Source organism: Mycobacterium sp. P2_H7 (assembly GCF_056403275.1).
Map to the genome: position 1 here is coordinate 286,082 of NZ_JBFUFU010000001.1, position 24,736 is coordinate 310,817.

The following is a 24,736-nucleotide window of genomic DNA, read 5'->3' on the forward strand; positions in this document are numbered from 1 at the left end:
AGGTGTTTAACGGCACACCGACAAAAGCTGCATCGCAGATGCGGAATTACTAGCGTCAGCGGTATGCACCTCACCCGGTTCACCGATCTCGGACTGCGGACGATGATGCTGCTCGCCGCCGCCGACACGGACGGCCGGCGGATCACCACCCGCAACATCGCGACGAGCGCCGACGCGTCGGAGAACCACATCGCCAAAGCCGTCGCCCGGCTCGTCGAACTCGGGATGGTCAATGCCCGGCGCGGCCGGGTCGGGGGGCTCGAACTCACCGACGACGGCCGGCACGCGTCACTGGGGTGGCTGGTGCGCCGCCTCGAGGGCGACGCCGAAGTCATCGACTGCGCCGGCGGCGCGCATCCCTGTCCGCTGATCCCCGCCTGCCGGCTGCGCCGCGTCCTGGCCGAGGCCAAAGACGCGTTCTACCGCCAACTCGACGGCTACACCATCGACGACCTGTCGGGCAGCGTCCTGCTGCCCGTCATATCTCTTCCCCTGGAAAGGAATCCCCGATGACCACCACCACCGAGACCGCGGAGCTGGACCCGGCCAACGCCGAGATCGTCACCGCGACGTTGCCGCTGATCGGCGCGAACATCGACGCCATCACGACGGCGTTCTACCGGCGGCTGTTCGAGAATCACCCGCAACTGCTGCGCAACCTGTTCAACCGCGGTAATCAGGCCCAGGGCGCGCAGCAGCGCGCGCTGGCGGCCTCGATCGCGACGTTCGCCACCCACCTCGTCGACCCCGCGCTGCCCCACCCGGTGGAACTGCTGTCCCGGATCGGGCACAAGCACGCGTCGCTGGGCATCGTCGCCGAGCAGTACCCGGTGGTGCACGACAACCTGTTCGCGGCCATCGTCGAGGTGCTCGGCGCCGACACCGTGACGGCCGAGGTGGCGGCCGCGTGGGATCAGGTCTTCTGGATCATGGCCGGGGCGCTGATCGATCTGGAGCGCGCGCTGTACGCCGGTGCCGGCGTCCGAGACGGTGACGTCTACCGGCGGGCCCAGGTGCTGTCCCGGGTGGACGATCCGTCCGGCGCCGTCGAGGTGACCGTGGCCCCGCTCGCCGCCGGCACCTTGTCGTTCGCTCCGGGCCAGTACGTATCCGTCGGCGTGACCCTGCCGGACGGGGCCCGCCAGTTGCGCCAGTACAGCCTGATCAACGTCAGCAGCAGTAGCGGTGAACTGACCTTCGCGGTCAAGCCGGCCGGCGAGGTGTCGACCTGGATCCGGGACAACCTGCGGGTCGGTGATCTGCTCGACGTGACCGTGCCGTTCGGCGACCTGCCCACCCCGACGCCCGGGGCGCCGCTGGTGCTCATCTCGGCGGGCGTCGGCATCACCCCCATGATCGGCATCCTGGAGGCGGTGGAACCGGCGACCCGCGTCGTCGTGCTGCACGCCGACCGCAGCGGGCAGACGCACCCGCTGCGGGACCGTCAGCGCGAACTGGTGGCCGCGCTGCCCGACGCCACCCTCGACGTCTGGTACGAGGAGGGCGCACAGGGATCGGCAGGGGAGCATGTCGGGTTCCTGCGACTCGACGAGGTCGACCTGCCCGCCGGCGCCGAGGTGTACCTGTGCGGTGCCGACGGGTTCGTCCGGGCCGTCCGCGATCAGCTGATCTCGCGGGGAGTCCAGCGGGTGCACTGCGAGCTGTTCAGTCCTAACGACTGGCTGCTGTCCTAGGCGCGGAGGCGCTGCGAGGGCTCCAGACCAGCTCGGAGAAGCCGGTTACGCTGCCGTTTTGGCAACGCAATCCGCGGGAATGTACCCTCTTTAAGGCCCTAGGGCTGATGCAGTGCCGAAGATGTGCAACGCCCCCTTAGCTCAGTCGGTAGAGCGTTTCCATGGTAAGGAAAAGGTCAACGGTTCGATTCCGTTAGGGGGCTCGGTGGACGCCAGGCGGATCGCCGCCTTCGTCTATTCGGGGCGGTGTAGCTCAGCTGGTTAGAGCGCACGACTCATAATCGTGAGGTCGGGAGATCGAGCCTCCCCACCGCTACAAGGAACTACGAGAGGCAACAACGTGGCGTCGAGTACCGACGTACGGCCCAAGATCACTTTGGCCTGCGAGGTGTGCAAGCACCGCAACTACATCACCAAGAAGAACCGGCGCAACGACCCGGACCGTCTTGAGATCAAGAAGTTCTGCCCCAACTGCGGAACCCACCAGCCGCATAAAGAGTCGCGCTAACTTCTCGTCGTGGCTCTGTCGTCGAACATCGTCGGGATGCACTATCGGTATCCCGATGCGTACGAGGTCGGCCGGGAGAAGATCCGCGAGCACGCCCTCGCGGTCAAGAACGACGACGCGTACTTCCACGATGACGCCGTCGCCGCCGAGCTCGGGTATGACTCACTGCCGGCGCCGCTGACCTTCATCTCCATCTTCGGGTATGTGGCGCAGGTCGCGTTCTTCGACCATGCCAACATCGGCCTTCAGGATGCCCAGATCGTCCAGGTGGACCAGGCCCTGAAGTTCGTCAGGCCGATCAAAGCCGGCGACCGGCTCTACTGCGATGTGTACGTCGACTCGGTGCGACAGGCCCACGGCACCGACATCATCGTCACCAAGAACGTCATCAGCAACGAGCATGGTGACGTAGTCCAGGAGGCCTACACGACCCTCGCCGGTCGTGCGGGAGACGGAGAAGAGGGTTTTTCTGATGGCACTGCGTGAGTTCAGTTCGGTCACCGTCGGCGACGTGTTGCCCGAGCGCGTCATTCCACTGACCCGTCAGGACCTGGTCAACTACGCCGGCGTGTCCGGTGACCTCAACCCCATCCACTGGGACGACGAGATCGCCAAGCAGGTCGGCCTCGACACCGCCATCGCGCACGGCATGCTCACCATGGGCCTGGGTGGCGGCTTTGTCACCGCGTGGGTCGGCGATCCCGCCGCCGTGACCGAGTACAACGTCCGCTTCACCGCCGTCGTCCCCGTTCCCAACGACGGTGTGGGCGCCGAGATCGTCTTCAACGGCCGGGTGAAGTCCGTCGAACCGGAATCGAAGTCGGTGACCATCGCCCTCTCCGCGACCACCGGTGGCAAGAAGATCTTCGGCCGGGCCATCGCCATTGCAAAGCTGGCGTGATCGATGGCCATCAACCCTGACATCCTGGGGCTGGTCTACAAGTACCCCGAGGTCTTCGTCGTCGGCCGTGAGCAGGTCAAGCAGTACGCGCGCGCGGTGAAGTCCGATGATCCCGCCTCGCAGAGCGAAGCCGCCGCCGCGGAACTCGGTCACGACACCCTGGTGGCGGGCCCGACGTTCCCGTCGATCCTCGCCCTGCTGGTGCAGCAGGATTTCTTCCGCAATGTCGACGTCGGCGTCGAGACCATGCAGATCATCCAGGTGGACCAGCGGTTCGTGTACCACCGGCCGATCCGGGTGGGTGACCGGTTGCACGCGCACCTGGAAATCAAGTCCATCGACGAGCGGTTCGGTGCCGACATCGTCGTAACCCGCAACATCCTCGCGGACGACGACGGCGTGACCATCATGGAGGCGTTCACCACGCTGATGGGCCACGAAGGCGACAACTCGGTGGCGATGCAGTACGACCGGGAGACCGGTCAGGTGCGACGTTCGGCGGCTGTCGGGGATTAGTAACTAAGACTTGGGCCGATGTACACTCGGTCCTCGGGGTTTTCCCACATCAGCGCGCTGTCCGTCGGTTCGGAAATCGGCCGGTCGGAGAGCGCGCGAACTGTGTGAGGGCCGCGACCAAAGGGGCGTAGCTCAACTGGCAGAGCAGCGGTCTCCAAAACCGCAGGTTGCAGGTTCAAGTCCTGTCGCCCCTGCTCAACTGAATACTCGACGAGTGTGGACACTGGTAGGTGACCACCCGAACCAGATGAAAGGCGTGCGGTGAGCGACGAGCGCGACAGTGCTGGCTCCGAAGGCACCGAAGCAACGGGCATCGAGGACGCGGCCGGCCATACGGCTGTCGTGACCCGCCCGCTGCGCCCGACCGGCAAGCGGACGCGGCGTGCCGCGACGGCCCCGGTCGACGACGAGGCGTCGGATGCGGACAGCGAGTCCGTCGATGACGCGCAGGATGCCGAACCGGCTGCCAAGAGCACGAAGACCAAGGCCGCGAAACCGAAGAAGAAGACCGACTCCAAGCGGGTCAACCCGTTCACCTTCGTGTGGAACTACCTGAAGCAGGTCGTCGCGGAGCTGCGCAAGGTCATCTGGCCGAACCGCAAGCAGATGGTCAGCTACACCACGGTGGTCCTGGTGTTCCTGGCCTTCATGGTCGCGCTGATCGGCGGGGTCGACCTCGGGCTGGCCAAGCTCGTGTCGCTCGTGTTCGGCTGACCAGAAGTACTGAGAGAGGACTGACAACCGTGACTAGCTTCGACGGCGTATCTGGTTCAGATGACCAGCTCGACGCCGAGACGCCTTCGGGCGAGGCCGTCGACGTGCTCGACGAGACGCTGGAGGCTGCGGACGACACCGCCGCCCCCGCTGTCGACGAGCCCGTCGCGGCTGAGACCGAGGTCGAGGCTGCCGCAGAGGCTCCAGCCGCCGAGGCTCCTGCCGCCGAGGAAGAGGACGTCGATCCGGCGACCGCGCTCAAGAAGGAGCTGCGCCTCAAGCCGGGCGACTGGTACGTCATCCACAGCTACGCCGGTTACGAGAACAAGGTGAAGGCCAACCTCGAGACCCGCGTGCAGAACCTGGACGTCGGCGACTACATCTTCCAGGTCGAGGTGCCCACCGAAGAGGTCACCGAGATCAAGAACGGCCAGCGCAAGCAGGTCAACCGGAAGGTGCTGCCGGGTTACATCCTGGTGCGCATGGAACTCAACGACGAGTCGTGGGGCGCGGTGCGCAACACCCCCGGCGTGACGGGTTTCGTCGGCGCGACCTCGCGTCCGTCGCCGCTGTCGCTCGACGACGTGGTCAAGTTCCTGCTGCCGCAGGGCGCCGCGAAAAAGGCCGCCGCAGGCAAGGCCGCGTCGGCCGCGTCCGCTGCGTCTTCTGAGGCCACCCTCGAACGCCCCGAGATCCTCGTCGACTTCGAGGTCGGCGAGTCCGTCACCGTCATGGACGGGCCGTTCGCCACGCTGCCGGCCTCGATCAGCGAGGTCAACGCCGAGCAGCAGAAGCTCAAGGTGCTGGTGTCGATCTTCGGTCGCGAGACGCCTGTCGAATTGACCTTCACCCAGGTCGCGAAGATCTAGCGACTCAGTTTTCAACAACACGGGCAACCCACGCCCTTCCAGGAAGAAAAGTAAGGAACACCGAACAACATGGCCCCGAAGAAAAAGGTCACCGGGCTCATCAAGCTTCAGATCCAGGCCGGGCAGGCCAACCCTGCTCCGCCGGTGGGTCCGGCGCTCGGTCAGCACGGCGTCAACATCATGGAGTTCTGCAAGGCGTACAACGCCGCGACCGAGTCGCAGCGCGGCAACGTCATCCCCGTGGAGATCACCGTCTACGAGGACCGCAGCTTCACCTTCGCTCTGAAGACCCCGCCCGCCGCACGGCTGCTGCTCAAGGCTGCCGGTGTGCAGAAGGGTTCCGGCGAGCCGCACAAGACCAAGGTCGCCAAGGTCAGCTGGGATCAGGTGCGTGAGATCGCCGAGACCAAGAAGGAAGATCTCAACGCCAACGACATCGACGCAGCCGCGAAGATCATCGCCGGGACTGCCCGTTCCATGGGTATAACGGTCGAATAATTCAGAACGGGTGGGAGAGCCGGCTCGGCTCGCCAACCACCGTCCAGTAACACGATTGGAATCACAATGAGCAAGAACAGCAAGGCATATCGCGAAGCCGCCGAGAAGGTGGATCGCAACAACCTCTACTCCCCGCTGCAGGCCGCACGCCTGGCCCGGGAGACCTCGTCCAAGAAGCAGGATGCGACCGTCGAGGTCGCCATCCGGCTGGGCGTGGATCCCCGCAAGGCCGACCAGATGGTCCGTGGCACCGTGAACCTTCCGCACGGCACCGGTAAGACGGCCCGTGTCGCGGTGTTCGCCGTGGGTGAGAAGGCCGAGCAGGCCCTGGCCGCCGGAGCGGACGTGGTTGGTAGCGACGACCTGATCGAGAAGATCCAGGGTGGGTTCCTGGACTTCGACGCCGCGATCGCCACGCCCGACCAGATGGCCAAGGTCGGTCGTATCGCCCGCGTGCTGGGCCCGCGTGGCCTGATGCCGAACCCCAAGACGGGCACCGTGACCGCTGACGTCACCAAGGCCGTCAACGACATCAAGGGCGGCAAGATCAACTTCCGCGTCGACAAGCAGGCCAACCTGCACTTCGTCATCGGCAAGGCGTCCTTCGACGACACCAAGCTGGCCGAGAACTACGGGGCCGCGCTCGACGAGATCCTTCGCGCCAAGCCGTCCTCCTCCAAGGGCCGCTACCTGAAGAAGATCACCGTCTCCACCACCACCGGCCCCGGCATCCCCGTGGACCCGGCCGTGACCCGCAACTTCACGGAGGAGCAGGTCTGAGCCTGCGCCACACGCTGTTCCGAATGGCCGGTCATCGAAAGATGGCCGGCCATTCGGCATTTCGGGCTGCGGGTCGCTATCCCATCACCGGTTGCAGCGCATCGCTGACGACGCCGGACAGGAAGTGGCCGTAGTCGTGGGTGATGTGGTACTTGCCCGAGTAGACGACGTTGGGATCGACCACCACGGGACATGATTGCGCACCGCAGAACCACGGGGTGACGTCGATCAGCGTGGCTTGGGTGGCCTCTGCGGCGGCCCGGAACGCGCCGGTGCCCTCCGCGTCGACGACTGCCGCGGCAGGCTCGTTGCACTTCTGGATGTCCTTGGTGTTCCGGGCCAGGCAGTCACCCGGATTCAGCGTGATGTGCGGCTGATTGGTCAGCATCGCCGCTTTCACGCCCGGTGGCAGCTGCTTGACAGTGGCGACCAGGGCATCACGCCAGATATCCGGGCCGAAAGGGCGGTCGGGTCCGGTGTTGCCGCCGTACCAGCCGATCATCAGCACGGCGGCCGGCTTGAGTTCGCCGATCTGGTCCATCCGCCATTTCTGCCACTCGTCACACTCGGTGAAGTCACGCTTCAGTTGGTACTGGTAGTAGGTCAGCGTCGCCGGCCCGCAGTTGTCCTTGCCGAGGACGACGACCTTCCAGCCGTTGCGCTTGCCCACCCAGTCCAGACTCCCGGACCACTGCAGGGCCTGCGAATCGCCGATCACCACCAAAGTCTTTGCGCCCTCGGCATCTCCGACCGTGCAGGGCTCGAGATCGTCGAGGGATATCGTCCCGTATTCCGGGTTGCAGTCCGGCATTCCCCACAGGCCGATGTCGGAGCGCTGTACCTTGCTCAGCACCGCCGGGGTCACACTGGCCGGCAGCTGGGTAGCCGACTGGGCAGCGTCGACGGCGGCCAGCACCTTGTCCAGGGGGACGGGTGGTGGCGGGGGCGCCGACTCGGCACCAGATGCATCAGCGGATGTCGTTTCCGGAGCGCTGCTGTTCGGCAGCGCACACGACGTGAGGACGACCATGACCATCACGAACATCGGAATGAGACGCTTCACCTCGAACTCCCCTCGGTAGGCATTCTGGAACGGTTGCTTCGAAACATCGAGTGTTTGCTCGATTGGCCCGTGCGGGCTTCAGCGAGCACACTGGTGGCATGAGACGTGTGTTCGCGGTCTTGGCGGCCGTCGTGGTATCGGCCGCGTGCGCGCCCGCGCCGGGTCCCGCGCCGGTGGTTGGATCCGCGAACGCGGGACAGCCGGTGGCGGCGTTCCTCGGGGACTCGTACACCTGGGGATGGGGCATCCCAGACCGCGGCCGACGGTGGTCGACGCAGGTCGCGGAGCGGATGGGCTGGGTGGAGAAGAATTTCGGGGTGGGCGGTACGGGTTACTTCACGTATTCGGACAAGGGGAAGGCCTACCGCTACCGGATCGATGAAATCACCGCTGCCGCACCCGATGTCGTCGTGGTAGCGGGGGGCGTCAACGATCGCCGCGACATCGCCGCGGACAGGGAAGCCGTCGTGGACGCGGTTCATCAGACCTACCGCCGGCTCCGCGAGGATCTGCCGCAGGCCCGGATCGTCGCCGTCGGGCCCACTTTTCTCGACCAGATCACCCCGGACCTGGTTGCCCTCGATGGCGCGGTCCGAGACGCGGCCGACGAAATCGGCGCCGAATACGTCTCGCTCATCTCGCCGACGTACGTGTTGCGGCCCGACGAGTTCGACGCCGACGGGTTGCACGTCAACGACGCCGGGCACAGCGCCATCGCGGACCGCGTCGTCTCGGCGCTGTCCGGTGCGTGAGTTTGCTGGACTGTCAAAACGACCCGAATTCCAGGACGTTCCATGAGCCGTAGTGTGTGCCGATCTGGTACCAGGCGACCACGATGGTGGTGACGATCATGGCTGCGCCGAACAGCAGGGTGAGACCGTTTCTCGGCGCCAGGAAACGCGACCGTCGAATGGGGTTCTCGACGAACCGATAGGACAGCGCCGAAGCCACCACCGCGATTGCCAACCAGCCGGTGGCCTCCCACGCACTCAGATCGTGCGCGACGTACTGCGCCGGAATGACCAGCAGCGGCCAGTGCCATAGGTACAGCGAATAGGACCGTGCGCCGAGCCACTGCATCGGCCGAACCGCCAGGATGCGACCGACCAGGGTGTGGTGGGTCGCGCAGCCCGCCGCGATGAGAAGACCGGTGCTCAGGACGGGGAACGCCACGGCCCAACCCGGGAAGTGTGTCGCAGTGGTCAGGATCAGGGCGCTGGCAACGATGCCGCCCAGCCCGGCGAGCGCGGCCAGCTGCGGCAGCCAGCCGGGGCGCAGTCGGGCGATGGCCGGCGTCAGCACCGCCAGCAGTGCGCCCAGGCCCAACTCCCATGCCCGGGTGAACGGTGAGAAATAGGCCCAGGTCTGGTTGTCCGATGTCTGCACGACGGACCAGGTGAACGACGCGGCGATGATCACCAGCAGTGCACAGGCCAGTGCCGTGCGATGCCGCGATCCGCGAAACATCAGTGCCAGCAACAGGAACAGGCCCGGCCACACCACGTAGAACTGCTCTTCGACACCCAGTGACCACATGTGCTGCAGAGGTGACGGCGGCAGTTGGGAGCCGAGGTAATCGGTGCCGAGCACCGCGAACCGGAAGTTGGCGGCGAATACCGCCGTCCATTTGGCGTCGTTGGCGGCCGCATTGCCGGTGATGAAGCCGAGCCACAGGTAGGTGGCGAACACGGTCGCCAGYACCACCAGCGTCGACGCGGGCAGGATGCGCCGGACGCGTCGCGCATAGAACTTGCCGATCGATACGCGACCGTCTCGGGTCTGTTCGTTGAGCAGCAGTCCGGTGATCAGAAAGCCGGAGATGACGAAGAAGACGTCCACTCCGATGTATCCGCCGGTGAACGGATGACCGTAGGCGTGGAAGAGCAGAACCAGCCCCACTGCGATGGCTCGCATGCCTTCGATGTCGGGCCGAAACGCGGTTCTACGCGGCTCGGCGACGGGGGGCGGAGCCGCGCCGGCGGGAGGGGGAAAATTTCCTAACGCAACATGTTCGGGTCCAATCGCGTCTACGTGGCCACCCGATCGTGCACTCTCCATGTCCACCCCCGTGAACCTGCAAGCTGCGAATTAGACGCAGATCTGAGTGTGGCCACCGTAACAGCTGTGGGTTCGACGCGCTGTGTGAGTGACGGAGGAGAAAGTTTGCTAAATTTGCTGGCCGGCGTCTAGGACAGGACGACGGTGGCGGCCAGGGCCCGATGGTCGGACCCGGGCAGGCTCAGTGTCGTCATGGCCGTCACCGTCGCACCCCGGGTGAGAACGTGATCGATGGCGATGAGCGGCGGGACGGTGCTGTCGGCGGGATACGTGCGGGTGATCCCGGCCCCGGCTTGGGCGGCCCCGTCGTGAAACCCGTTGTGCAGCAATGCGCGGAATTCCCGTAGATCGGGCGTCGCGTTGAGGTCGCCGCCGAGAATCACCGGCTTGTCGGCAGGAAGCTGTTGCAACGCCTCGTTCAGGCGGGCCATGTCACCGCGCCAATCCGAGGAGGGTTCGGGCCACGGTGCCAACAGGTGGGCTGAGACGGCGACCAACGGCCGACCGCTCGGAAGTTGCACGTGCGCGGCGACGAAGCCCTGGGTGAAGGCCTCGTCGGTCGTCCAACCGGTGATCGGGTAGCGGCTCCACAGGCCGACTCCGGCCGCGCCCTCCCTGGCCCGCACGGCGCGATACGGAAAATCGCGGGCCAGCCCGGCGGACATCGCCTCTGCCAGTCCCGGTGTAAGTTCTTGCACCATAACGATATCGGCGTGATCTTCGGCAAGCCGGACCATGTCGGACGGCGGGACGTGGCTGTACTTCACGTTGGCCGTGACGATGCGCACCGTGACCCCTTCGGGCCTCGGGTCGGCTCGGTACCACGGCAGCTGGACGGCGATGACGGCAACGGTCAGCACCAGCGAGACCGCCGTCAGCTTCCACGCACGCGCCCAGACCGCCAGCGCCGCGGCGAGCAACGCGCCGCACATCAGGTAGGGGGCCAGCACCGCAAGGCCCAGTACGACGTGGTTGACGATGGGAAAGAAGCGTGCGGCCAACGCGCCGGCGGCGATCATGAAGGCGGCCAGCCCGGCTGAGCGGGTCAGAGCTCGGCCCCAGCCGGACATGTCGATGGCTCGATCTTACGATGGTCCGGTCGGCTCGTGCCGACCGAGGATGCCTGTCAGTGCCCGCACTCGCTCAGCCGCCGGTGGAGAAATTGACGGGCCGGGTCGGAGGCGTTGCGGTCCAAGGCGACTCGATACCAATGCGCCGCCTCGGGCAGCCGGCCGGACCGGCGCAGCAGGTCGGCCCGGATCGAGGCGTACACGCTGGACCGCGCAAGGCGGGGATCATCGGCCACCTCGTCGAGCGCGGCGAGACCGGCGTCGAAGCCGTCGCGGAAACCCAGCGCCAGCGCCCGGTTGGCGCGGGCCATCGGCGAATCGGTGAGCGCGACGAGCCGGTCGTAGGCCGAGCAGATGGTCGACCAATCCGTGGCCGCCCAATGCGGGGCCGTGGCGTGGACGGCCGCGATCACCGCCTGTGGCAGATACGGTCCTTGCGCGCCGGCCGCCAGGGTCAGCCGGTCCAGCCCGCGGGCGATCCGGGTGCGGTCCCACCGGCTGCGGTCCTGTTCCTCCAGGGGTGTCAGGACGGCGTCGGCGTCGACCCTGGTGTCGCGCCGGGAGTCGTGCAGCAGGGTCAGCGCGGCCAGGGCGTGTGCGTCGCGTGCCGTCGGCATCAATGCGCACAGTTCGCCGGCCAGGCGCACACCCTCGTCGCACAGGTCATCCCGGATGGCCGACGGTCCGCCGGTGGACCAGTACCCCTCGGTGAACACCGAGTACACGCAGGCCAGCACGTGCGGTGTCCGTTCGCCGAGCAGTTCAGCCGGTGGCACCCGCAACGGGATGTTGGCGTGCCGGATCTTGTTCTTGGCGCGGGTGATCCGTTGTCCGACAGCGGCTTCGGACTGCATGAGCGCCCGGGCGATCTCGGGCACCGTCAGCCCGGAGATCAGCCGCAAGGTCAGGGCCAGCTGCGACGGTGGGTCCAGGGCGGGGTGTGCGCAGGTGAACATCATCCGCAGTTCGTCATCGCGGACGGGGTGCACCGGTGCGTCGGTCGGTGTGGGCATCCCGGCGAGTTCCTTTCCGGGGCGGGCGGATTCGCGCCGGAACCGGTCCAGGGCACGATTGCGTGCGACGGTCATCAGCCAGCCGCCGGGGTTGGCCGGGGGCCCGTCGGCCCAGGCATGCAATGCTTCGGTGAACGCGTCCTGGACGGCGTCCTCGGCGATGGTGAGGTCGCCGCACCAGCGGGCCAGTGCGGCCACCGTCGGTCCCCATTCGCGGCGGAAGACGCCGTCCAGGTTCGTCATCGGCGAAACTGTTACAGGCCGGAGATCCCGGCGAGTTGGCGCACCGCGACCGATCCCGCGGGAATCATCGACGCGAGTTTGACTGCCTCGTCCCGGTCGCCGGCGCGCAGCAGATAGAACCCATTGGCCACCTCGGCGCCCTCCGCGTAGGGGCCGTCGGTCAGCAGTGTCTTGCCGTCGCGCACCCGAACCGTCGTGGCGGTGGCCGGCGGGTGCAGCGGTGCGCCGCCGAGGATGTGGTCGCCGATGGTCTTGTGGGCTTCGACATGATCGGCGACCCGTGCCTCGAATTCGGGTGAACCGGGTGTGTTGACCTCATCCGGCGATTCCAGCAGCAGGGCAAGCCAATTCGATCCGACGGGCTCCGTGGGGGCATTCCAGTGCACCATCGGCCACACCTCGACGGCGCCGTACTGTGCCGCCGGGATCTGGCCCGCGATCCCCAGCGCATCGTCGAGGTTGTCGGCCTCGAACACGTAGTAGCCGCCCGCGACCTCGGCGCCCTCGGTATACGGGCCGTCGGTCACCACCGGCTGACCCGGCCAGCCGCTGATCAGTGTGCCGTCCCGGGCGGGGCCCAGTGCGTCCCCGGCGCGGATGGCGGCCCCGGCGTTGGCATGGAATTCCTGATAGGCGGCCATCTCGGCGCCGCCCTCGGCGGGGGTCAGTTCGCGTTCGGGGCTCAGCAGCAGTGCGAAGTAGTACATGGCGAATCCTCCGGTAGGGGCGGGACCCTAGCGTCCCACTCTCTACCTGTACGACGAACGGCTACGACGCAATCCGACAGACTCAGCCCACGAAGTTCGACTTCAATTCGCCGACGATGTCGTCCCACAACGCTTCGGGCAGGTCGTGGGCCATCCCGTCGAACAACACCAGCCGCGCCCCGGGGATGGCGCGGGCGATCGCCCGCCCGCCGGACGGCCGCATCAGCTTGTCCGCCTTGCCGTGGATGACGACGGTCGGCACGGTGATCTGCCGGTCGTAATGCCGCAGGCTGCCGCTGCCCATGATGGCGGCGAACTGCCTGCCGACGCCGGCCGGATAGTACGAACGGTCATAACCTTCGGCGGCGTCGGCGCGGGACTGCTCCTCGGGGGTCGGGTATCCCGGGCTGCCGATGATGCTCAGCAATCGCACCGAGTTGTCGATGATGCCGTCGCGCGAGGAGTCCTTGGGCTTGGTGAGCAGGGCCAGAAGCTGTTTGGGGCCGGGCGGCGGCAACATGGCCTGGTTGTTGCTGGAGAAGATCACCCCGAGGCTGCGCGTCCGGTGGGTGTGCCGGGCGGCGAAGACCTGGGCGATCATGCCGCCCATCGACGCGCCGACCACATGCGCCCGGTCGATCCCGAGGTGATCCAGCAGGGCGCCGGCGTCGTCGGCCATGTCTTCGAGCGTGTAGCCGGCCGGGCTCTTGAGTCCCAGGAAGGACCGCGCCATCCGGGTGGGTAGCGGCGCGCCGCTGCGGGCACCGGGCAGCTTGGAGGACAACCCGATGTCGCGGTTGTCGTACCGGATGACCCGCAAGCCCTGATCGACGAGCTTCTCGCAGAAACCCTTGCGCCACAGCAGGAGTTGCGCGCCGAGTCCCATGATGAGCAGGACCGCGGGATCGTCGGGATTGCCCATGTCCTCGTAGGCGATCTCGATATCGCCGTGGGTGGCGGTTCCGGTGCGGGCGATCATTGCTGTCCTTCGTCTTGGTTCTTGTGGTCGCGGCTGATCTCCACCATGAAGTTCGCGAAGTACCCGGTGAACTGCGGGTCGCTCATCATCTGCCACCGCGGCGCCAGCAGCTTCATGTAGCGCTCGACGTAGAGGAACTGCTTGCCGATCAGCACGAGCTCGCGCGGCAGCTTGACGTCATAGGCGTCGGCCAGCGTCGAAAGTTGTTTACCGATCTCGGCGTAACTCATGTCGCCGAGCGAGGACATGGTCAGTGGCGCGGTGAACTTCTCCAGATCCTTGGCCGCCTGGGCCTCGGGCTTGACGGTGCCGACGGCGCCCATCAGCACGACGATCTTGCCCGCCGCGGCGTGGTCCTTCTTCACCAGCAGCGCGTAGACGAGTTCGCGCAGCAGCCACCGGGTGCGCGGGTCGATGCGGCCCATGATGCCGAAGTCGAAGAAGACGATCTTGCCGTCGTCGTCGACGTAGAGATTGCCGGCGTGCAGGTCGCCGTGGAACAGGCCGTGACGCAGCCCGCCCTCGAACACGCTGAACAACAACGCCTTCACCAGGGCCTCGCCGTCGAAGCCCTTCTTGCGGATCGCGGCGACGTCGTCGATCCGGGTGCCCTGGATGCGCTCCATGGTGAGCACGCGCTCGCTGGTCAGATCCCAGTAGACCTGCGCCACCCGGATGTCCTCGCCCAGCGGGGAGGCGTGCATGTGCGCCACCCAGGCGTCCATGGACTGCGCCTCCAAGCGGAAGTCGAGTTCCTCGGCGAGGTTGTCGGAGAAGTCGGCGACGACGTCCTGGGCGGACAGCCGGCGGCCCAGCTTCGCGAGTTCGACGACCTGGGCCCCGCGCTTGAGGATCTGCAGGTCCGCGGCCACCCGGCGGCGGATGCCGGGGCGCTGGATCTTCACGACGACCTCTTCGCCGGAATGCAGCGTCGCGTAGTGCACCTGCGCGATCGAGGCGGACGCGAAGGGCGCCTCGTCGAAGGACTTGAACAGGTCCTTCGGTTCGCCGCCGAGTTCTTCGGCGAGCAGCTTGTGCACGGCGTTCTGGTCGGCGGGCGGGACGCGGTCGAGCAGGCCACGGAACTCCCGCGACAACGGCTCGCCGAACGCACCCGGGCTGGACGCGATGATCTGGCCGAACTTGACGTAGGTGGGACCGAGGTCGGCGAAGGCCTGCGGAACCTGCTTCATGATCTTCTGCTGCAGGCTGCCTTTGCCCAGGAAGTTCGCGACGACGCGGGCGCCGGCGCGGGTGACCTGCCATCCGGTGGCCCCGATCCGGGCCGCCTCGACCGGCAGCGGCACCCGATCGAGCCTGGCTACCTCACGGTGCTTGGGCTTCGAAGGCTGAGTGCTCATCCTTGCAGTGTCTCAAAACCGCCGGTAACGCCAAAAACTCGGGTGGTCTGTGTCACACCAGGTTGAGCTCGACGTCGCTGCGGGTGCGCTCCGGATCGGTGCCCAGGACGTAGGACGGCACGGTGTGGGGGACAGCGGTGCCGCCCTCGACCCGCGCCTGGGCTTCGCGGAATTCCCGGGTGGGTCCGGCGGCGGTGTGCAGGCCGTTGATGGCACACCAGACGATGGCGCGCCGCCCGGCCCGCTCGATCGCGTTGGGGTCGGTGTGCCCGATCAGCTGCTTGGCCCATTTCGGCATGGTGTCGCGGATCGCCCAGTCGATGGCGCTCTGCGGCATCGGCAGGTTGGGGCCGGTGGCCATCGCCGCGCCGTGGGTCAGCGCCAGCCGCGGCAGGTAGGAGTGCAGGCACTCCAACGTCTCGGCCTTGGTGCTGGGCAGGTCGGTACCGCCCAGGGCGTGCCCGACCCGGATGAACTCGCCGTAGTAGCGATCGAGCTTCTTCCCGCGCAACGGGTTCGGGTGATACAGCTCGTGCGCGGAGGCGATACCCCAGACGACGGTCGCGTAGTTCCAGCGCAACCAGTCCGGGTCGTCGGCGTCGTAGACGGCCCCGTCGGGGCGGGTGCCCTTGATGGTGTGGTGCATGGCGCGCACGGTGCGGGCGACCCGTTCGGCGGACTCGGTGTTGCCGTAGGCGGTGCCGATGAAGAACGCGATCGAGTGCCCGAGGCGGACGGCGGCGCCCTTGGGGTCCACCACCGGGATCGCGGTGCCGTCGTCGTCGCGTTTGACCAGACGCGAGTGGTGCATGCCCATCCAGTAGATGGAGGGGTCGAGGCGTTCGATGTAGGCCGCGCACTGCAGACCGAAGATCAGCGCCTCGGTGTGTGAATGCACGTGCCAGACGGCGCTGCCCGGGCCGAACCAGCCCGGGTCACCCGCGGGTTCGGCGAATTCCAGCCCGCGGAAGTAGTGCTTGCGGACGTTGCGATCGAAGTGATCCTGCAACTTCTGCTCGACGATCTGGTGCGGCAGGGCCATCCCCACATCCCTTCTGGTCACGATTGTGACCAGAATAGCGTTTGGTTACATCCGTAGCCAGATCTAACCTGGACCGATGACTCGGTGGGCGGGTGTCGCGCTGACCGACCGGCGCACAGAGCGGCGCGGGTTGTTGATCGACGCCGCCTACGGGCTGTTCGGTGACGATGGCGAGGCGGCGCTGTCGGTGCGGTCGGTGTGCCGAGCCTGCGAGCTGAACACCCGCTACTTCTACGAGAGCTTCGCCGACACCGACGAGCTGCTCGGCGCGGTGTACGACAAGGTGGGCACCGAGCTCGCGGAGGAGGTGGAGGCGGCGATGTCGGCCGCGCCGGACTCGGTGCGGGCGCGCACCAGGGCCGGGATGGCCGCGGTGCTGGGCTTCGCCTCGGCCGACCCGCGCCGCGGCCGGGTGCTGTTCACCGACGCGCGCGCCAACCCGGTGCTGACCGCGCGCCGGGCCGCCACCCAGGATCTGCTGTTGGCCGCCGTACTCGCCGAGGTCGGCTCGGATCCGGTCCCGGCGCGCGTCGGGGCGGCGATGTACACCGGCGCGATGGCCGAGCTGGCCCAGCAGTGGCTCGCCGGCGGGCTGGGCTCGGACCTGGACGTGGTGGTGGATACGGCGTTGGTGTTGGTCCTCGGTCGCTGAACCGGCTCGCGGTGCGGGCCTAGTTGGCCTTCCAGCGCTTGATCCAGTCGGTCTCCGGCCATTCCTCGGCCGCGGCGAGGAGTTCGTACATCGTTGCGCCGTCGACGGTTTCGCGGATGATGTCGGCGTGGCCGGCGTGCCGGGACAGCTCCTCGACCAGGTGCAGCAGCACCCACCGCACCGACCAGTGGTCGATGTCCTGCGGGAACCACGGCACTTCGTGGGGTACCGGCACCGGGGTGTCGAAGTCCGCCTCGGCGAACACTCGCAGGGTGGCGGCGTTCTGCGCTTCCAGTGCCGCCAGCAGCTCGCTCAGCGTCTCGTCGTCGCGCATCACGTACTGGTCCTGATACTCGGCCATCAGTTCCTCCATCGGCCGGGCGTCAGGCGTGGGGATGGCCGGAGCCTGGGCGGCGCGTTCGGTCCAGCCGTGCTGGCAGTTGGTCACGTGTTTGATCAGGCCGCCGATGGACAGCGCGCTGGCCGACGGGGTGGCGCGGGCCTGCTCGTCGGTGAGGCCGTAGGCCACGGCGAGGAACGCGTTCTGTTGGAAGGCCAGGAAGTTGATCAGGGTCTGGCGCTCGTCGGTGGCGGGGGCGGGCATACCGGGCATGTCAGTTCTCCTTCGAGTGGATGTAAAGGTCACGGATGCAGGCGATTTCGGCGCCGTGGTGGATCATCTCGCGGTTGATGTGTAGAACGAGCACGGCCATGGACTCGTCCGCGTACGGGCCCTCGGCGGGACCGCAGGGCTGGGTCAGGTCGTCGTCGGAGAGGGCCCGCACGCCGGTGATCCAGCGCGCGTACGCCTCATCGAGCTGACGCAGCGCCGTACCCGCCGAGGTGGCATACGCCCACGATTCGTAGTCGGCAGGCGGGCCGCCGAAATGGGAGTGGTTGCGCATGGCCAGTACGCCGACGATGACGTGGGCCAGCCGCCACGCGATGGTGGTGAACGGTTCGGGTTGCGGTGGGGGATAGGCGAAATCGATGGCGCCATCCCGATGCAGAGTCCAGCAGCCCGGTACCGGCTCCCAGAAGTACTCGTCATCGGTGAGGCCGGACAGGCGTGGCCGCAGCTGGTGGGTCCAGTGGAAGTCCAGCTGGTCGGCCAGGAGGTCGGTGTACATGAACCCACCTTGACATCTATATAGGACAGAATCGGTCCTATAAATGCGTCAAGATGGTGAACATGAGCACCGCCAGGGTTCTGCAGCTTCTCGGCCTGCTGCAATCACGCCGGGTCTGGACCTCCGAGGAACTGGCCGACCGTCTCGAGGTCACCACCCGCAGCGTGCGTCGCGATGTCGAGCGGCTGCGCGATCTCGGCTATCCGGTGCACGCGAGCAAGGGGCACGGCGGCGGATACCAACTGGGCGCGGGCGCCGCTCTGCCGCCGCTGCTGCTCGATCCGGATGAGGCTGTCGCCATGGCCGTCTGTCTGCGCCTGGCCGCCGGCGGCAGTGTGGCCGGCGTCGGCGAATCTGCGTTGCGCGCGCTGTCCAAACTCGATCAGGTGATGCCGTCTCGACTGCGCTCCCAGGTGGCCGCCGTGCACGACGCCACCGTCACCCTCACCTCCGCCGCCGAGGACCCGGTCGACCCGGACATCCTGATGACCCTGGCCCGGGCCAGCCGCGACCACGAACACATCGGCTGCGGCTACGTCGACATCCGCGGCACTGCCACCACGCGCCGCCTGGAGCCCTACCAACTGGTGACCACCGGACGGCGCTGGTACCTGTTTGGCTATGACCGCGACCGCGCCGACTGGCGTACCCTGCGCCTGGACCGGATGTCCGGCGTCTGCGCGGCCGGGAGCACCTTCATCCCGCGGCAGGCACCCGATGCGGCCGCCTATGTGCGACGTGCCATCACCTCCTCGCCGTACCGGTACATCGCCCGGGTGCGCTATCACGCCACCCAAGACGTTGTCTCCCAGACCTTTTCCGCGGCCTCGGTACAGATTGAACCCGACGGTCCCGATGCGTGCATCGTCACCACCGGCGCCGACGATCCCGACCGGATGGCGCTGTATCTGGCCATGCCCGGTTGCGAGTTCGAGGTGCTGGACCCACCGGAGGTGGCCGACGCGGTGCGCGCCGCAGCCGAACGCCTGCAGCGGGCGGCCGCGCGAACGTAAGGTGCGGTCATGCGTCTGACCGCACCGGAGTCGACCGAACTGTTCGCCGGGCCTGCGGACGCGCCGCTGCAGATCGTGCGTGTCACCTGCGCGGACGCGGCCGGCGAGGTGATCCGCATCGCGGGAGACGGCCTGCACGGTGAAGGTCCTGCGATCGACGGCATCTGCGAGATCCCGGTGCACGTCGACGATCCGGTACCTGGCGCGCAACTACCGGCACACGCCGGGGAGGTGCCGTTCACCTTCGTCGTCGCCGAACCCGGCTGGACGATGCACATGATCAGCCACTTCCACTACGACCCGGTGTGGTGGAACACCCAGGCCGCCTACACCAGCGTGTGGACCGAGGATCCGCCGGGCGCGTGCCGGCAGACCAACGGATTCGAATTGGTGACGGCACATCTGGAGATGGCCCGCCGCGAGCCGGAGTACAAGTTCGTGCTCGCCGAGGTCGACTATCTCAAGCCGTTCTGGGACACCCACCCCGAGGAACGCGCCGATGTACGTCGTTTGATCGCCGAGGGCCGTATCGAGATCATGGGCGGCACCTATAACGAACCCAACACCAACCTCACCAGCCCGGAGACGGCGATCCGGAACTTCGTGGCGGGTATCGGTTTTCAGCGCGACGTGCTGGGCGCCGACCCGGCGACGGCATGGCAGCTCGACGTGTTCGGCCACGATCCGCAGTTCCCCGGGATGGCCGCCGATGCCGGGCTGACGTCGAGTTCGTGGGCCCGCGGACCGCATCATCAGTGGGGCCCGATGGCCGATGACGGTGATCCCGAACGCATGCAGTTCGCGAGCGAGTTCGAGTGGACCGCACCGTCCGGACGCGGGCTGCTGACCCACTACATGCCTGCGCATTACGCGGCGGGCTGGTGGATGGACTCGTCGGCGACGCTGGCCGAGGCGCAGCAGCAGACCTTCGAGTTGTTCGCCAACCTGAAGAAGGTGGCGCTCACCCGCAATGTGCTGTTGCCCGTCGGTACCGATTACACGCCACCGAACAAGTGGGTCACCGAGATCCACCGGGACTGGAACGCGCGCTACACCTGGCCCCGATTCGTGTGCGCGCTGCCCAAGGAATTCTTCGCCGCCGTGCGTGCCGAACTCGACGAGCAAGGTGGGGCACCGTCCGTGCAGACGCGGGACATGAACCCGATCTACACCGGCAAGGACGTCTCCTACATCGACACCAAACAGGCCAACCGTGCCGCCGAGAACGTGGTGCTGGAGGCGGAACGCTTCGCGGTGTTCGCCGGATTGCTCTGCGGGGCCACCTATCCACAGGCCGCGCTGGAGAAGGCGTGGGTTCAGCTGGCCTACGGTGCGCACCACGACGCGATCACCGGCTCGGAATCCGATCAGGTCTACCTCGATCTGCTGACCGGCTGGCGCGATGCGTGGGAGCTGGGCCGGGCGGCCCGCGACAACGCGCTGGCTCTGCTCAGCGGCGCGGTGGACGCCCCGGTGGTCGTGTGGAATCCGTTGGCACACCACCGGACTGACGTGGTCACCGCTCAGTTGGACCGCCCCTTCGCCGGTGTGGTGCGCGACCAGCACGGGGACACCGTGCCGTCGGTATCCGACGGGCACACCGTCAGCTGGCTGGCCGACGACGTCGGATCGCTGGGCTGGCAGGCGTACTGGCTGGACGACACCAACCCAGGGGCGAGTTGGGAGCCCTTGGAGGGCAAGGAGATCGGCAATGACCACTATCGGGTGAGGGCGGATCCGGAGCGCGGTGGCGCGGTGAGCTCGGTGCTCGCCGGCGGGCGGGAGATGATCGCCGACGGCGCGGTGGGAAACGAACTCGCCGTCTATGACGAACATCCGGCGCATCCGAAGGCCGGCGAAGGGCCGTGGCATCTGCTGCCCAGCGGGCCGGTGGTGTGCTCCTCGGCGTATCCGGCCGTCGTCCAGGCGTCGCGCAGCCCGCTCGGAGAACGGTTGATCATCCGCGGCCGCATCGGCGACATCCTGAGCTACACCCAGACGATCACCCTGTGGCACGGGATCTCGCGCATCGAATGCCGCACCACCGTCGACGAATTCACCGGCGCCGACAAGCTGCTGCGGCTGCGCTGGCCGTGCCCGGTGCCCGGTGCGATGCCGGCCAGCGAGGTGGGCGACGCCGTCATCGGTCGCGGCTTCGGCCTGCTGCACCACCACGGCACCACCCACGCGGTGGATGCGGCGCAGCACCCGTCCACGTTGGACAACCCGGCGTACGGCTGGTTCGGGCTGTCCTCGATGCTGCGGGTGCGTGTCGGTGCCGGCGTCCGGGCGGTATCGGTGGCCGAAGTCGTCACGCCCGACGCGCAATTCGACACCCGCGAGCTGATGGTCGCCCTCGTGCGGGCCGGCGTCACCGCCACCTGCAGCGCGGCAGGTAAACCGCGCTACGGCGACCTGTCCGTGGACTCGAACCTGCCCGACGCGCGGATCGCCCTTGGCGGCCCGGACCAGAACGCCTTCACCGCCGCGGTTCTGGCCACCTCACCCGAACACCGGACGGAACTCGATCGGCAATTGAGTGCGGGCGGCACCGCCCGGGTGTGGGTGCCCGCCGGCTCGGCCCTTGTCGACTCCTGGGTGCCCAGCGCCGACCTGCGTGGCCTGCGTAGCCTGCCGGTGCTGATCGTCGTCGGCGATATCGGCTCGCTGGTCGAGGATCTCGCCGATGCGGAGATCTCCGTACCACAGGATGCACCGGCCGAACTGACACCCTTCGAGTCGGTGACCGTCGCGCTCTGCAACCGGGGCGTACCGGGTTTCGCCGTCGAACCCGATGGCACCCTGCACACCTCGTTGATGCGGTCCTGCACCGGATGGCCGTCGGGAACATGGATCGACCCGCCGCGGCGTACCGCCCCCGACGGATCGAACTTTCAACTGCAGCACTGGTCCCACACCTTCGACTACGCGCTGATCGCCGGCGAGGGGGACTGGCGCGACGCCGACATCCCGATCCGGAGTGCGGAGTTCTCCCATCCGCTGATCGCGGTGCGCAACCGGCGGGCCGGTGCCGAGGGATTGCCCGCCCACGGGGCCCTGCTCGACGTCGACTCCACGGGTGGCCGGGTCACCCTCGGAGCGCTCAAGGCGGCAGGCAACCCGTTCGCGACCGGGTCGACCGAGCCGGTCGACCCGTCTTCGGTCACGTTCAGGTTGGTCGAAACACACGGCCGCAGTGCGGAATTCGTGGTCCGATCGGGCCTGTGCAGCATCTCCCCGCTGGTCGAGGCGGACCTGCTGGAGCGTCCCGCCGGGCCGGCGACCACGGACATGCACGGCTATCAGATCGCCACCCTGCGTGGCAGGCTGGGCGGCATCCGGATAGCCAACGCCGACCAGCAGCGGCTGGCCCCGGACTCCGAGGACGCCCAACCGCTGTACGCCCGGTACTGGCTGCACAACCGGGGTCCCGCCCCGTTGGGTGGACTGCCGCTGGTGGCGCACCTGCATCCCAGCCAACTCGCGGCCACGCCGAAGTCTGTTGTGCGCCTTCGTCTCACCGTGGCCAGCGACTGCACGGACAGCGCGCTGCACGGCCGGGTCCGACTGGTCGTGCCGCCGGCCTGGGCGGCCGATCCGGCCGAGTTGTCCTTCGTCCTGCCGCCGGGGGAGTACCTGGACGCCGACGTCGAGGTGACGCTGCCGCCGGACATCGTGCCCGGCCGGTACCCCGTCCGCGCCGAGCTCGCGGCCGGTGGCCGCGGGTTGCCCGCTGTGTGGCACCAGGTCGTCGAGGACGTGTGCATGATCTCGGTCGACGCGCCGCCCGACGCCGACGTGCTGCGGCTGATCTCCGGACCGGAACCCGTGAGCGTGCGGGCAGGCGAGAACGCGCGGCTGACGGTCACGGTCGGCACCGACGCGGGGGCCGGCCTGGCCGTCGAAGCCCACCTGATCAGTCCGTGGGGAACCTGGGAGTGGCTGGGGCCCGCCGCCACCGGCGCGGAGATACCGGCCCGCGGGACGCTGCAGCTGAGTTTCGACGTGACCCCACCGCCGTGGGTGCAGCCGGGCCGGTGGTGGGCGCTGATCCGGGTGGCCTGCGCGGGCCGGCTGGTGTATTCGCCCGCCGTCGCGGTGGAGGTGACAGCGTGACGGCGACGGTGGCCTGGGTGGCCGGCCGGCCGGTGTCGGAGGCCGAGGTCGACGAACGGGAACGGCGTGTGCGGGCGGGCACGCTGGCGTCCGCGCTGCCGCGCCCGGACACCAGTGAGGGCAGGCAGCTGCGCCGCTGGCTGACCCAGTTGCTCGTCGCCGAACGCGTGGTCGCGCGCGAACCGGCCGATGCGGATCCACCCCCGCTCACCGACGTATTACCCGACGCCGCAGCCCGATTGGAGATCGGCAGCATCGCCGCCGCGGTGCTCGAATCCGACCATGCCCGTGCGGTGTTCGCCCGCGTCACCGCCGCGGTCACCAGCACCGAGGACCAAGTCGCGGCCTACCACGCGCGCAATCCGACCCGGTTCGGTCCTCGACGCACGGCCATCTCGCTGACCCAGGCACGCCCCGCGATCACCGCGCACCTGACCGCCGCTGCTCGCCGCCGGACCTTCCGGCGCTGGCTGGACAGCCGCTGCGCCGACGTGGTGCGCCTGGCGCCCGGCTATGAACACCCTGGCGACCCCCGCCAGCCCGACAACACCCACCGGCACTGATGGAACTCACCCTCGCGCTCGACGTCGGCGGCACCAAGATCGCCGTCGGCCTCGTCGACGGCGAGGGCACACTGACGCACCGAGACCAGCTGCCGACACCGCACGGAGACGCGGACGCGGTGTGGTCGGTGGCCGCCGACCTGATCCGCGACGCATTGCACCGCGCAGGCGGACCCGTGATCGGGACGGGTATCAGCTCGGCCGGTCCGGTCGACCTGCGCGCCGGCACTGTCAGCCCCATCAATATCGCCACCTGGCGCGACTTTCCGATCGTCGAGCGGGCCCGGCAGCTCACCGGCGGTCCGGTGCGCCTGGGCGGTGACGGGCTGTGCATGGCGCTCGGCGAGCAGTGGCGCGGGGCCGGGGCGGGTGCGGACTTCCTGCTGGGAATGGTGGTCTCGACGGGGATCGGCGGGGGACTGGTCCTCGATGGTGTGCCCTATGACGGGCGCACCGGCAATGCCGGGCATGTCGGTCACGTGATCGTCGAGCCCGACGGGCTGCCGTGTACGTGCGGCGGCCGGGGCTGCGTCGAGACCGTGGCGGCGGGACCGCATCTGGTGCGCTGGGCGCGGGAAAACGGTTGGGCGGCACCACCCGACGCCGATGCCAAGCAGCTGGCCGAGGCGGCCGCCGCGGGCGACGAGGTCGCACTGAAGGCCTTTCGCCGCGGTGCGGCCGCGGTGGCGATGATGATCGCCGGCGTGGCGGCGACCTGCGACCTGGACCTCGTCGTGATCGGCGGCGGGGTGGCGAAGTCGGGGGCACTGCTGTTCGGCCCGCTCCGGGCCGCGCTGCGCGACTATGCCGGGCTGTCCTTCATCAGGGACCTGCGGGTGGTGCCCGCCGCGCTCGGTGGGGATGCGGGACTGGTGGGTGCGGCGGCGCTGGCGCGCACCATGTGAGTGCGCCCCCAATCGCAGAGCAATTGGAGCACCGGGCCGAGGGTCCTGCCGTACTCGGAGATGGAGTAGTGCACGCACGGCGGCACGGTCTGGGCGTCGTGCCGGTCGAGGATGCCGGCGTCGACCATGTCGCGCAGGTGCCGGATCAGCATGCGTTCGGTGATGTCGGGGATGCTGCGACGCAGTTCGGCGGTACGCATCGGCCCGTCCTGCAGGCGCCACATGATGGTGCCCTTCCAGCGACCGTCGATGACGGTCAGCGCGGTGTCTATCGGGCATTCGTTGATGCCCTTCTTCGATACCGCCATCACGCCTCCTCGATGGGCATGCACTGACAGATT

Annotated in this window: 27 protein-coding genes and 3 tRNA genes; 19 read left to right on the forward strand and 11 right to left on the reverse strand. The window is 67.9% G+C overall.

Translation table 11 applies throughout. The annotated features are described in order from the left end of the window. Positions 1 to 63 precede the first annotated feature (63 nt). From AC1DY7_RS01410 to rplA, 13 genes are all read left to right on the forward strand, one after another. Positions 64 to 513: an RrF2 family transcriptional regulator gene (locus AC1DY7_RS01410; protein WP_477491857.1), complete on the forward strand. Its 450-nt coding sequence runs from the start codon at positions 64 to 66 to the stop codon at positions 511 to 513. Then, complete coding sequence (locus AC1DY7_RS01415; RefSeq protein ID WP_477491858.1) at positions 510 to 1,694, forward strand: globin domain-containing protein; 1,185 nt, start codon at positions 510 to 512, stop codon at positions 1,692 to 1,694. Before AC1DY7_RS01410 ends, AC1DY7_RS01415 begins: the two co-directional genes overlap by 4 nt. 130 nt (positions 1,695 to 1,824) lie before the next feature. Next, positions 1,825 to 1,897, forward strand: a tRNA-Thr gene (locus AC1DY7_RS01420). A gap of 39 nt (positions 1,898 to 1,936) precedes the next feature. Continuing rightward, positions 1,937 to 2,010, forward strand: a tRNA-Met gene (locus tag AC1DY7_RS01425). 24 nt (positions 2,011 to 2,034) lie between these two features. Continuing rightward, positions 2,035 to 2,202, forward strand: a complete 168-nt coding sequence (gene rpmG, locus AC1DY7_RS01430) for a 50S ribosomal protein L33 (protein WP_003881823.1) — start codon at positions 2,035 to 2,037, stop codon at positions 2,200 to 2,202. Positions 2,203 to 2,211: 9 nt separating this feature from the next. Beyond that, positions 2,212 to 2,688: a (3R)-hydroxyacyl-ACP dehydratase subunit HadA gene (gene hadA / locus AC1DY7_RS01435; protein WP_477491859.1), complete on the forward strand. Its 477-nt coding sequence runs from the start codon at positions 2,212 to 2,214 to the stop codon at positions 2,686 to 2,688. Beyond that, positions 2,675 to 3,103 carry a (3R)-hydroxyacyl-ACP dehydratase subunit HadB gene (gene hadB / locus AC1DY7_RS01440; RefSeq protein ID WP_477491860.1) on the forward strand — a complete coding sequence of 143 codons (429 nt, stop codon included), beginning with the start codon at positions 2,675 to 2,677 and terminating at the stop codon, positions 3,101 to 3,103. Before hadA ends, hadB begins: the two co-directional genes overlap by 14 nt. A 3-nt stretch (positions 3,104 to 3,106) precedes the next feature. Then, complete coding sequence (hadC, locus tag AC1DY7_RS01445; protein ID WP_477491861.1) at positions 3,107 to 3,619, forward strand: (3R)-hydroxyacyl-ACP dehydratase subunit HadC; 513 nt, start codon at positions 3,107 to 3,109, stop codon at positions 3,617 to 3,619. 121 nt (positions 3,620 to 3,740) lie between these two features. Then, positions 3,741 to 3,813, forward strand: a tRNA-Trp gene (locus tag AC1DY7_RS01450). A gap of 67 nt (positions 3,814 to 3,880) precedes the next feature. Continuing rightward, on the forward strand, positions 3,881 to 4,333 hold the full coding sequence (gene secE / locus AC1DY7_RS01455; protein ID WP_477491862.1) for a preprotein translocase subunit SecE: 453 nt from the start codon (positions 3,881 to 3,883) through the stop codon (positions 4,331 to 4,333). Positions 4,334 to 4,362: 29 nt separating this feature from the next. Further along, positions 4,363 to 5,202 (forward strand): transcription termination/antitermination protein NusG, encoded by an 840-nt coding sequence (gene nusG / locus AC1DY7_RS01460; RefSeq protein ID WP_477491863.1) that lies wholly within the window; start codon positions 4,363 to 4,365, stop codon positions 5,200 to 5,202. A gap of 69 nt (positions 5,203 to 5,271) precedes the next feature. Beyond that, positions 5,272 to 5,700, forward strand: coding sequence for a 50S ribosomal protein L11 (gene rplK / locus AC1DY7_RS01465; protein WP_083031865.1), 429 nt, complete (start codon positions 5,272 to 5,274; stop codon positions 5,698 to 5,700). A 66-nt stretch (positions 5,701 to 5,766) separates the two neighbouring features. Further along, complete coding sequence (gene rplA / locus AC1DY7_RS01470; RefSeq protein WP_477491864.1) at positions 5,767 to 6,480, forward strand: 50S ribosomal protein L1; 714 nt, start codon at positions 5,767 to 5,769, stop codon at positions 6,478 to 6,480. A 76-nt stretch (positions 6,481 to 6,556) separates the two neighbouring features. Here rplA and AC1DY7_RS01475 read toward each other — a convergent pair whose 3' ends face one another. Then, the gene (locus AC1DY7_RS01475) at positions 6,557 to 7,543 is read right to left on the reverse strand and encodes an SGNH hydrolase domain-containing protein (protein WP_477491865.1); all 987 of its coding nucleotides are present in this window, start codon (positions 7,541 to 7,543) and stop codon (positions 6,557 to 6,559) included. A gap of 98 nt (positions 7,544 to 7,641) precedes the next feature. On the opposite strand from AC1DY7_RS01475, the gene AC1DY7_RS01480 reads away from it, so the two are divergent. After that, complete coding sequence (locus AC1DY7_RS01480; protein ID WP_477491866.1) at positions 7,642 to 8,295, forward strand: SGNH/GDSL hydrolase family protein; 654 nt, start codon at positions 7,642 to 7,644, stop codon at positions 8,293 to 8,295. A gap of 13 nt (positions 8,296 to 8,308) precedes the next feature. Here AC1DY7_RS01480 and AC1DY7_RS01485 read toward each other — a convergent pair whose 3' ends face one another. The 7 genes from AC1DY7_RS01485 to AC1DY7_RS01515 form a co-directional block, all read right to left on the reverse strand. Next, entirely contained in the window at positions 8,309 to 9,457 is a 1,149-nt protein-coding gene (locus AC1DY7_RS01485; RefSeq protein ID WP_477491867.1) for an acyltransferase family protein, read from the reverse strand. A 272-nt stretch (positions 9,458 to 9,729) separates the two neighbouring features. Continuing rightward, positions 9,730 to 10,671: an endonuclease/exonuclease/phosphatase family protein gene (locus AC1DY7_RS01490; RefSeq protein WP_477491868.1), complete on the reverse strand. Its 942-nt coding sequence runs from the start codon at positions 10,669 to 10,671 to the stop codon at positions 9,730 to 9,732. 56 nt (positions 10,672 to 10,727) lie between these two features. After that, entirely contained in the window at positions 10,728 to 11,927 is a 1,200-nt protein-coding gene (locus AC1DY7_RS01495) for an RNA polymerase sigma factor (RefSeq protein ID WP_477491869.1), read from the reverse strand. Between the two features lie 11 nt (positions 11,928 to 11,938). Next, complete coding sequence (locus tag AC1DY7_RS01500) at positions 11,939 to 12,634, reverse strand: YciI family protein (protein WP_477491870.1); 696 nt, start codon at positions 12,632 to 12,634, stop codon at positions 11,939 to 11,941. An 82-nt stretch (positions 12,635 to 12,716) separates the two neighbouring features. Continuing rightward, on the reverse strand, positions 12,717 to 13,613 hold the full coding sequence (locus tag AC1DY7_RS01505) for an alpha/beta fold hydrolase (RefSeq protein ID WP_477491871.1): 897 nt from the start codon (positions 13,611 to 13,613) through the stop codon (positions 12,717 to 12,719). Continuing rightward, positions 13,610 to 14,974: an ABC1 kinase family protein gene (locus AC1DY7_RS01510; RefSeq protein WP_477491872.1), complete on the reverse strand. Its 1,365-nt coding sequence runs from the start codon at positions 14,972 to 14,974 to the stop codon at positions 13,610 to 13,612. The genes AC1DY7_RS01505 and AC1DY7_RS01510 overlap by 4 nt, the downstream gene beginning before the upstream one ends. 52 nt (positions 14,975 to 15,026) lie before the next feature. Next, positions 15,027 to 16,016, reverse strand: coding sequence for an oxygenase MpaB family protein (locus AC1DY7_RS01515; RefSeq protein ID WP_477491955.1), 990 nt, complete (start codon positions 16,014 to 16,016; stop codon positions 15,027 to 15,029). Positions 16,017 to 16,092: 76 nt separating this feature from the next. On the opposite strand from AC1DY7_RS01515, the gene AC1DY7_RS01520 reads away from it, so the two are divergent. Next, entirely contained in the window at positions 16,093 to 16,668 is a 576-nt protein-coding gene (locus AC1DY7_RS01520; protein ID WP_477491873.1) for a TetR/AcrR family transcriptional regulator, read from the forward strand. A 19-nt stretch (positions 16,669 to 16,687) separates the two neighbouring features. Here AC1DY7_RS01520 and AC1DY7_RS01525 read toward each other — a convergent pair whose 3' ends face one another. Both AC1DY7_RS01525 and AC1DY7_RS01530 read right to left on the reverse strand, forming a co-directional pair. Further along, positions 16,688 to 17,281, reverse strand: a complete 594-nt coding sequence (locus AC1DY7_RS01525; protein WP_477491874.1) for a DinB family protein — start codon at positions 17,279 to 17,281, stop codon at positions 16,688 to 16,690. A 1-nt stretch (position 17,282) separates the two neighbouring features. Continuing rightward, a complete protein-coding gene (locus AC1DY7_RS01530) occupies positions 17,283 to 17,798 on the reverse strand; it encodes a DinB family protein (protein ID WP_477491875.1) in 516 nt (171 codons plus the stop codon). A gap of 62 nt (positions 17,799 to 17,860) precedes the next feature. On the opposite strand from AC1DY7_RS01530, the gene AC1DY7_RS01535 reads away from it, so the two are divergent. Genes AC1DY7_RS01535 through AC1DY7_RS01550 form a run of 4 tightly spaced genes read left to right on the forward strand, consistent with a single transcriptional unit; the run spans position 17,861 to position 24,395 of the window. Further along, positions 17,861 to 18,811, forward strand: coding sequence for a helix-turn-helix transcriptional regulator (locus AC1DY7_RS01535; RefSeq protein WP_477491876.1), 951 nt, complete (start codon positions 17,861 to 17,863; stop codon positions 18,809 to 18,811). A 9-nt stretch (positions 18,812 to 18,820) separates the two neighbouring features. Next, positions 18,821 to 22,927: a glycoside hydrolase family 38 N-terminal domain-containing protein gene (locus AC1DY7_RS01540; protein WP_477491877.1), complete on the forward strand. Its 4,107-nt coding sequence runs from the start codon at positions 18,821 to 18,823 to the stop codon at positions 22,925 to 22,927. Next, the gene (locus AC1DY7_RS01545) at positions 22,924 to 23,490 is read left to right on the forward strand and encodes a DUF7158 domain-containing protein (protein WP_477491878.1); all 567 of its coding nucleotides are present in this window, start codon (positions 22,924 to 22,926) and stop codon (positions 23,488 to 23,490) included. The genes AC1DY7_RS01540 and AC1DY7_RS01545 overlap by 4 nt, the downstream gene beginning before the upstream one ends. After that, on the forward strand, positions 23,490 to 24,395 hold the full coding sequence (locus AC1DY7_RS01550; protein ID WP_477491879.1) for an ROK family protein: 906 nt from the start codon (positions 23,490 to 23,492) through the stop codon (positions 24,393 to 24,395). The genes AC1DY7_RS01545 and AC1DY7_RS01550 overlap by 1 nt, the downstream gene beginning before the upstream one ends. On the opposite strand, the gene AC1DY7_RS01555 is transcribed toward AC1DY7_RS01550, so the two are convergent. After that, a complete protein-coding gene (locus AC1DY7_RS01555) occupies positions 24,293 to 24,703 on the reverse strand; it encodes a winged helix-turn-helix transcriptional regulator (RefSeq protein WP_477491880.1) in 411 nt (136 codons plus the stop codon). The genes AC1DY7_RS01550 and AC1DY7_RS01555 overlap by 103 nt on opposite strands. Positions 24,704 to 24,736: the final 33 nt, after the last annotated feature.

Coding starts and splice junctions, on each gene's coding strand:
- hadB (WP_477491860.1), top strand. CDS start 2,675: ATGGCACTGCGTGAGTTCAGTTCGGTCACCGTCGGCGACGTGTTGCCC.
- AC1DY7_RS01415 (WP_477491858.1), top strand. CDS start 510: ATGACCACCACCACCGAGACCGCGGAGCTGGACCCGGCCAACGCCGAG.
- AC1DY7_RS01530 (WP_477491875.1), bottom strand. CDS start 17,798: ATGTACACCGACCTCCTGGCCGACCAGCTGGACTTCCACTGGACCCAC.
- AC1DY7_RS01540 (WP_477491877.1), top strand. CDS start 18,821: ATGCGTCTGACCGCACCGGAGTCGACCGAACTGTTCGCCGGGCCTGCG.
- AC1DY7_RS01490 (WP_477491868.1), bottom strand. CDS start 10,671: ATGTCCGGCTGGGGCCGAGCTCTGACCCGCTCAGCCGGGCTGGCCGCC.
- hadC (WP_477491861.1), top strand. CDS start 3,107: ATGGCCATCAACCCTGACATCCTGGGGCTGGTCTACAAGTACCCCGAG.
- rplA (WP_477491864.1), top strand. CDS start 5,767: ATGAGCAAGAACAGCAAGGCATATCGCGAAGCCGCCGAGAAGGTGGAT.
- AC1DY7_RS01555 (WP_477491880.1), bottom strand. CDS start 24,703: ATGGCGGTATCGAAGAAGGGCATCAACGAATGCCCGATAGACACCGCG.
- AC1DY7_RS01525 (WP_477491874.1), bottom strand. CDS start 17,281: ATGCCCGGTATGCCCGCCCCCGCCACCGACGAGCGCCAGACCCTGATC.
- AC1DY7_RS01550 (WP_477491879.1), top strand. CDS start 23,490: ATGGAACTCACCCTCGCGCTCGACGTCGGCGGCACCAAGATCGCCGTC.
- AC1DY7_RS01515 (WP_477491955.1), bottom strand. CDS start 16,016: ATGGCCCTGCCGCACCAGATCGTCGAGCAGAAGTTGCAGGATCACTTC.
- AC1DY7_RS01480 (WP_477491866.1), top strand. CDS start 7,642: ATGAGACGTGTGTTCGCGGTCTTGGCGGCCGTCGTGGTATCGGCCGCG.
- AC1DY7_RS01410 (WP_477491857.1), top strand. CDS start 64: ATGCACCTCACCCGGTTCACCGATCTCGGACTGCGGACGATGATGCTG.
- AC1DY7_RS01495 (WP_477491869.1), bottom strand. CDS start 11,927: ATGACGAACCTGGACGGCGTCTTCCGCCGCGAATGGGGACCGACGGTG.
- AC1DY7_RS01505 (WP_477491871.1), bottom strand. CDS start 13,613: ATGATCGCCCGCACCGGAACCGCCACCCACGGCGATATCGAGATCGCC.
- AC1DY7_RS01520 (WP_477491873.1), top strand. CDS start 16,093: ATGACTCGGTGGGCGGGTGTCGCGCTGACCGACCGGCGCACAGAGCGG.
- rplK (WP_083031865.1), top strand. CDS start 5,272: ATGGCCCCGAAGAAAAAGGTCACCGGGCTCATCAAGCTTCAGATCCAG.
- AC1DY7_RS01535 (WP_477491876.1), top strand. CDS start 17,861: ATGAGCACCGCCAGGGTTCTGCAGCTTCTCGGCCTGCTGCAATCACGC.
- AC1DY7_RS01510 (WP_477491872.1), bottom strand. CDS start 14,974: ATGAGCACTCAGCCTTCGAAGCCCAAGCACCGTGAGGTAGCCAGGCTC.
- AC1DY7_RS01500 (WP_477491870.1), bottom strand. CDS start 12,634: ATGTACTACTTCGCACTGCTGCTGAGCCCCGAACGCGAACTGACCCCC.